This is a genomic window from Pseudomonas avellanae BPIC 631, from assembly GCF_000444135.1.
Lineage (GTDB): Bacteria > Pseudomonadota > Gammaproteobacteria > Pseudomonadales > Pseudomonadaceae > Aquipseudomonas > Aquipseudomonas avellanae.
Genome location: NZ_ATDK01000293.1, coordinates 1 through 6,174, shown reverse-complemented (window position 1 = coordinate 6,174; position 6,174 = coordinate 1). Strand labels below are relative to the sequence as shown.

The window sequence follows — 6,174 nt, the reverse complement described above, 5'->3', positions numbered from 1 at the left end:
AAAGCGTCATAGCAATGGCCTGCGCTTTTCTGTGGCTACCAATGTGAAACGGGAACAGACCCTAGAAAAAATTGTCGGGCAAGCGTTGTATGTTAAGTGTCAGTTAATTATAAGTCGGGACGTTTTGCTTATATCGCGCGCACGGTTTCGCAAGGCGCTGATTAATCATCAGAACAGGCGAAGGTGAGCGCAAACTATCTCAGGTCCAGAAATGCAAAGCGGTCATAAAGCAGCGCGCAGGGCCGGGCAGAGGCGCAGCGACCGGGCAGGCAGCGTCCAGGGCAGGTGATGCCCAAGGGGTAAGCGGCCAGCGCAACGGTGATGTGGCACGGTACGAGTAGGGCACAGCCAGATTCCTTTCCTGGTGAGACGCGAGACTTGTGATCCGGCGCCTGCACTGTTTGTGGACGCTCTCGCATCCGTGGACTGCATTTGGTGCGTGTGGGCACCCCTTGAATGCAGCGTGCACCATTGGTTTATGGCACGAGCGTTCCACTTGAAAGAACTGTGCCAATTTGTGTCTTTTTGTATCTGGAGGGGTACATTTTTCTTTAGCTGTAAGCCGCAAGCTGCAAGTGCCGAGCTGCGAGGCAGAAGGTTTTAGTTGGCGGGAAGGAAAGGCAGGAAGCCGCCCGTTGGCAGGGCGGCTTGGGAGGCGGTGTAAATTACCAGAACGCAGCAGGCGCGCTGAGGGCTTTGCTGAACACTTCAATAGCACGTTCGACATCTGCCTGCGTGGTGTAGCGGCCCAAGCTGACGCGTACGCTGGCGAGCGCTTTCGCTGAGTCCATGCCCAAGGCAAGCAGTACATGCGAAGGCGCATTGCTCGCCGAGTTGCACGCCGACGTCGAGGACAACGCCAGGCTGTGGGACAACTGCGAGCTGGTAAAGCCGCTGCGGGTGATGCACAGGTTGAGCGTGTGCGGGATGCGCTGTTCAGGGCTGCCATTGAGTTGCACGTCCGGCAGGGCCAGCAGGCCTTCACGCAAATGACAGCTCAGTTCTTCGATGCGACGATTTTCAGCTTCGGCCTGACTGATCGCCAACGCAAAGGCGGTGCCCATGCCGACGATCTGATGCGTCGCCAGCGTGCCCGACCGAAAACCGCCTTCGTGCCCGCCGCCGTGGATTTGCGCCTGTAACAGCGAATGAGCACGCGGGCCTACATACAGCGCGCCGATGCCTTTGGGGCCATACGCCTTGTGCGCGGAAAAGGACATCAGGTCTACAGCGAGGGTCGCCAGATCAACCTTTACCTTGCCCACCGCCTGCGCCGCGTCTACATGAAACAGCGCGCCGTGTTCGCGCACGATAGCGCCAATACGGGCGATATCAGTCAGCGTGCCCAGCTCGTTGTTCACCAGCATCAGCGACACCAGCAGCGTGTCTTCGCGCAGCGCAGCCTGAACCGCCTGCGGCTGGATCAGGCCTTGGGCGTCCGGTTTCAACCAGGTAACCGGAAAGCCCTGACGCTCCAGCGTGCTGACGGTATCGAGCACCGCTTTGTGCTCCAGAACACTGGTAATGATGTGCCGCCGCTGCGCGCTGCTGTCGTGAGCGATGCCCTTGATCGCCAGGTTGTTGGACTCCGTGGCACCGGATGTCCAGACGATAGTCTGCGCAGGTGCACCCACCGCATCGGCCACCTGACGCCGTGCCAGCTCGACCGCCTGCCGCGCAACCTGCCCATACCCGTGCCCGCTGGACGCCGGATTACCGAAATGACCTTCGCGGCCCATACAGGCCACCATGGCTTCGATGACCTGTTCATCAACAGGCGTGGTAGCGGCGTAATCCAGATAAAGCGCAGGTGTGGTCATGGGCAAATTCACTTCGTGATCGGGTCAGAATCAGGGGTTAGCCTCGCAAGGCTGATGATGTGAAAGGTTACTGATCCCGAGGCGAAAATTTTTTGATATTTGCCCGGATATTGGCGTCGAATGCGAAAAATTATTCGCTTGTGTTTGGATTAATACGATTAAAAATTCTAGGATGTCGCTTGATGCGTAATTTCATGACCAGACAGGCATTCCCACGCAGAGCGCTCATCGCATGCATCGGTTCTGAAGATTCCGCAGAGTGAGCTTCTGCCCGGAGGGCGTGGGAGCGAACTTGTTCGCGAAAGGGCCGGTACATTCGCTGAAAATGTATCGTTTGAACTACCGTCTTCGCGAACAACGCAGATCGCTGCCCCAATTTCACTCAGGAACCACCCATGGACAAGTTCGACCGGGCAATCCTCGACATCCTGCAAACCGACTGCACCCGCTCCGTCGCCGACATTGCCGAGCGCATCGGCCTGGGCAGCACCGCGTGCTGGCGCAGAATCCAGAAGCTGGAAGAGTCGGGCATCATCGACCGACGCGTCGCATTGCTCAATCCGCAGCAATTGAACGTCTCTGTCAGCGTCTTCGCCGCCATCCGCACCAACCAGCACAACGCCGCCTGGCTTGAAAAATTCCACGCCGCCGTCGGCGAACTGCCCGAGGTCGTCGAGTGCTACCGCATGGCCGGTGACACCGACTACATGCTGCGCATAGTTGTAGCCGACATCGCAGGGTACGACGCCGTCTACAAACAGCTGATCAGCATTCCCGGCATCAGCGACGTCAGCTCAAGCTTTGCCATGGAACAGATCAAATTCACCACCGGCCTGCCGCTGCAATACGCATCATTCGGCGGCTAAGCACCGCCACGCTCATCAATTGAATCGAACCCTCAGCCCCCCGCCACGTCCACTTTCTTTGGCAAATGAAAAAAGTGGCTGACATGACGACCGATCCCATACTCACCAACACCGTACCCAAAGAAGACCCCGCCAGCGCCAGGCTCGGTCAGTACGACCGCGAAGCCGACCCGGTCCTCGCCATGAACGCCAACAAACACGGCGCCGGCGCGAAAAAGGGCGACGAAGTGAAGGCGCGTACAGAGGACGATGAGGCCTACGAAGACGACGAGCCGGAAGTGTATTCGGATGATCCGGACATCGTGGCGGACGAGGGCGGCGGTGTTTCACCGGGGTGAGGCAGCACGAATATGGCGTTCAGGTGGTGTAGCAGCTCAAAGGTGTGCAGCGGCCAGCGTTCTTAACTTGGCAGGCTGCACGCCGAGCAGGTTGCCTGCTTCACGCAGCAGCATCCGGCCACTCAGGGTTTCGGTCAATACAGCCTTACTCAAACGCGTACTGTTTTTGGCCGTTGCATTGCGGTAGTAATCCCCAGCCCCGCCTTTCTCGTCCCGGAATGCTTTCAGAATCTTCTGGTAATACGCGCCGTATTGTTCTTGGGTTACATATCCCAGGTCCATAGCGCGTCGACCAATGACAAGTTTGCTGACATGGAACCGCGAGGCGAGCGTGGCCAGATTACTCTCCCACTCAATACTGGCGTTCCATACGGTACGAAAGAGCGCTTCGGGCACAAGAAACTCACCTGCCACCGCATTACAGAATTGCTCTTCCTCTCGACCGTTAGCAGTACCTGCATCAGAGACGCCGCTGCTGCCAATCCAGATATGAGCGAGTTCATGCATCAACGTGAATAGCCGAGCTGTTGGAGCATCAGAGCTGTTGATGAACACCACCGGTGCCAGCGGGTTACTGATGGCGAAGCCTCGAAATTCACTGACTTCCAGCTTCCGGTGTGTGTTGCCCAGCGCAATGCCACTGCGCATAACAAGCACACCAGCCACTTCGGCAGCATCAATCAGCGCGCGGCTGTATTTATCGTAATCGAGGCGGGATTTTTCCGGATCGACGCCCAGGGTTTGCCGAATATCGTTCACAACCGTCTTCACCGACGTCCGGCTGTCAAAGCGACCCACGAATGGAAGAGGCTGACGCTCCTGCACATGGAGGTATTCCAGATACCAGTCCTGTTTGCGGATCGCGTCTTTTACTGTGTCCAAAAGCTCCAGACTAGGCCGCAATGGTGCCGAGTTACCGACCGTGCGCAGGTCTGGCAGCGGAAGCTGCTCAACAGGAGGCTGAAGCAGGAACAGGTAGCCGAAAGGAACGTGCGCGACGCTTGCCCATTTTTGGGCTTGCAGAAAGGTTGGCCTTGCCTCGCCCGATTCCCATTCCTCGACCCGCTCAGGCTTTACGGGCAGCTTTCTAGCGACCTGTGCAGCAGAAAGCCCCGCACGTTCTCGGGACCACGTGAGGATGCTTGGATTAACAAATGCGGCTTGGCTCATGGCGAATTCGGAACGTCAGAGAAGGCTGTCTGAGCTGATCCATGCGCGGGCTGTCAGGCATTGCCTTCTCCTTGGCGATATCACGCACCGCAGAGCGCGGCACATGCTCGTACATTATGGGCTGACACCGTCACGGTCAACGACAGCGGCGTTGGGTTATGAGCGCAATGATGAACCTGATAATCCGTAGCGTGTAGGTAAATAGTTACCTCATTCACTATTCCAGCCAAGCATTCAAGGACGTGAAGCAATCTCGTCCAGATGATTCAGCAAATCCAGCGGGTCCTCGTACACCCTCAAGGCACCCGCCCGCTCAAGCTCGCCGATGTCATAGCCACCCGAGAGCAGGCCGACGCCGGTCGCCTTGCAGCGACGCGCCGCCAGCATGTCCCAGATCGCATCGCCGATCACCAGGCATTCATCAACCGGAGCGCCGATCTTCTTCGCTGCCGCCAGGAACAGGTCCGGGTCCGGCTTGCCGTAACTCACGTCATCGCGCGTAACAATGTTGATCTTATTGATTTCCAGCTTCAGCGCCTTCAGATTGATCGTCGCCGTATCAATCCCGCCGCTCGTGGCGATGCACCACTTGAGGTTTTCCTTGTCGAGCGTCTCAAGCAGCTCGACCGCACCCGGCAGCGCAATGATCTGATGCTGCAAACGCTCGTACGCCTGCGCATGCTTTTCGCTGAGCCGCTCGGCTTGCTCATCGGTAATGCTCATGCCGGTTTCACGCGACAACGACTTCAACATCAGCCCGCCGCTCATGCCGATCTTGCGGTGGATACGCCACATCGCGAGCGGGATATTTTCTGCGTCCAGTGCTTCTTTCCAGGCAGCGGCGTTTTGGTAGACGCTGTCGGTCAGCGTGCCGTCGAGGTCGAAGATGAAGGAGGTTTGGGGTCTCATAGGGTTACTCTTTTTGAATTCGGGTTGGCCGTCTGGCGAGGCCTGGAGCCTTGAGCGACACATGAGCGTCGGTGTCGGAAATGCAGCGATCCCGAGTGAGGCCAGGGCTTAGCCAAGGCTTTAAATACGGCGTTGCCAGATGGAGGGAAAAGGGTCGAGTTTTGAGGTCACACGCTTTCGAGTGCTTGATGGGTTGGGGGTTCGATCTTTTGGGCGGGAGGGTGGAGATGACGTTGGAGTTGTTTGCGTTATGCCAAAGGTCCGAAGGCCCTTAAAAAGGCTTCGCCACAACTGCGGCAAGTGCCGACTCTACCCCCATCATCTTTGCTGCTGATGTTTGGCATCTGGCATTCACGAGTCCACTCATTTTTGAAAAGTCGACGGCAAGGTTGCGCTTGAAAATGGGCTCATGATGAGCAATTCGGTTGCGCAGCAGGCGTATCGTTTCCAGATCACCAGCAAATCTCAACCTGTGTTCTGAAACTGATTTTGTCGAGTCCAGGTTAGGAAAAAGCAGAAACAGGTGAGCGTTCCAGATCCTCTGATCATGGCGGCTTGTAAACATTTTCTCCCAGAATACGAACTTGAGTTCGACGACAACGCGATCCGTCGTGCGGCATCGTGCGCGGGAGTTGATCAAATCCTGACGCTGCTGGTACCCAGGTCCTTTCGTCGTGGGGAGGCTATTCTCGAAGTTCCTGTCCCAAGGCCAGTGAGGTCCATAAACCGCCGCAAGCGCTTCTGATACGGCGTTCCTTACCACAACCTCGCAGATATGCAACGGCGTCAGCAACGTGCCAGAAACATAAGCATTCCATGCGTAAAGCTTTACTGCGTCCTCAGGTGAGAGCCCTGCTGCCGCAGCTGCAGACTCGTAGGTTGCAAACCTTGCTGGCGATAGCGCTATGCGTATAGCAGGCGCGACAGATGGAGCAGCGTTGACGACAACCACGAATATCCCTATATTCAGGCTACTAGCCGAGGGAAACGAGGGCGAAAGCCTCCACCCGCGGACATATGAAAGTGATTCACGAAAAGCCCACCCATCGGTGCAATGCTGTTCACTTAAGC

At 57.0% G+C, this 6,174-nt stretch carries 7 protein-coding genes; 3 read left to right on the top strand and 4 right to left on the bottom strand.

Annotated elements, in window-relative coordinates; all coding sequences use genetic code 11:
• On the top strand, positions 1–187 hold a 187-nt coding region (locus DW49_RS1000000133380), incomplete at its 5' end, for a hypothetical protein (RefSeq protein ID WP_206539575.1).
• Between the two features lie 478 nt (positions 188–665).
• On the opposite strand, the gene DW49_RS0117715 is transcribed toward DW49_RS1000000133380, so the two are convergent.
• Complete coding sequence (locus tag DW49_RS0117715) at positions 666–1,820, bottom strand: cysteine desulfurase family protein (protein ID WP_005613707.1); 1,155 nt, start codon at positions 1,818–1,820, stop codon at positions 666–668.
• 395 nt (positions 1,821–2,215) lie between these two features.
• Between DW49_RS0117715 and DW49_RS0117710 the strand changes: the two genes are divergently transcribed.
• Both DW49_RS0117710 and DW49_RS0117705 read left to right on the top strand, forming a co-directional pair.
• On the top strand, positions 2,216–2,686 hold the full coding sequence (locus DW49_RS0117710; RefSeq protein ID WP_005613713.1) for an Lrp/AsnC family transcriptional regulator: 471 nt from the start codon (positions 2,216–2,218) through the stop codon (positions 2,684–2,686).
• An 83-nt stretch (positions 2,687–2,769) separates the two neighbouring features.
• Entirely contained in the window at positions 2,770–3,024 is a 255-nt protein-coding gene (locus DW49_RS0117705) for a hypothetical protein (RefSeq protein WP_024419676.1), read from the top strand.
• A gap of 36 nt (positions 3,025–3,060) precedes the next feature.
• Here the strand turns inward: DW49_RS0117705 and DW49_RS0117700 are convergent, their stop codons facing one another.
• From DW49_RS0117700 to DW49_RS0117685, 3 genes are all read right to left on the bottom strand, one after another.
• A complete protein-coding gene (locus DW49_RS0117700) occupies positions 3,061–4,194 on the bottom strand; it encodes an XRE family transcriptional regulator (RefSeq protein WP_005613718.1) in 1,134 nt (377 codons plus the stop codon).
• A gap of 234 nt (positions 4,195–4,428) precedes the next feature.
• The gene (locus DW49_RS0117695; RefSeq protein ID WP_005613721.1) at positions 4,429–5,103 is read right to left on the bottom strand and encodes an HAD family hydrolase; all 675 of its coding nucleotides are present in this window, start codon (positions 5,101–5,103) and stop codon (positions 4,429–4,431) included.
• Between the two features lie 271 nt (positions 5,104–5,374).
• A partial coding sequence (locus tag DW49_RS0117685; RefSeq protein WP_024421343.1) for an Abi family protein occupies positions 5,375–6,174 on the bottom strand: 800 nt, incomplete at its 5' end.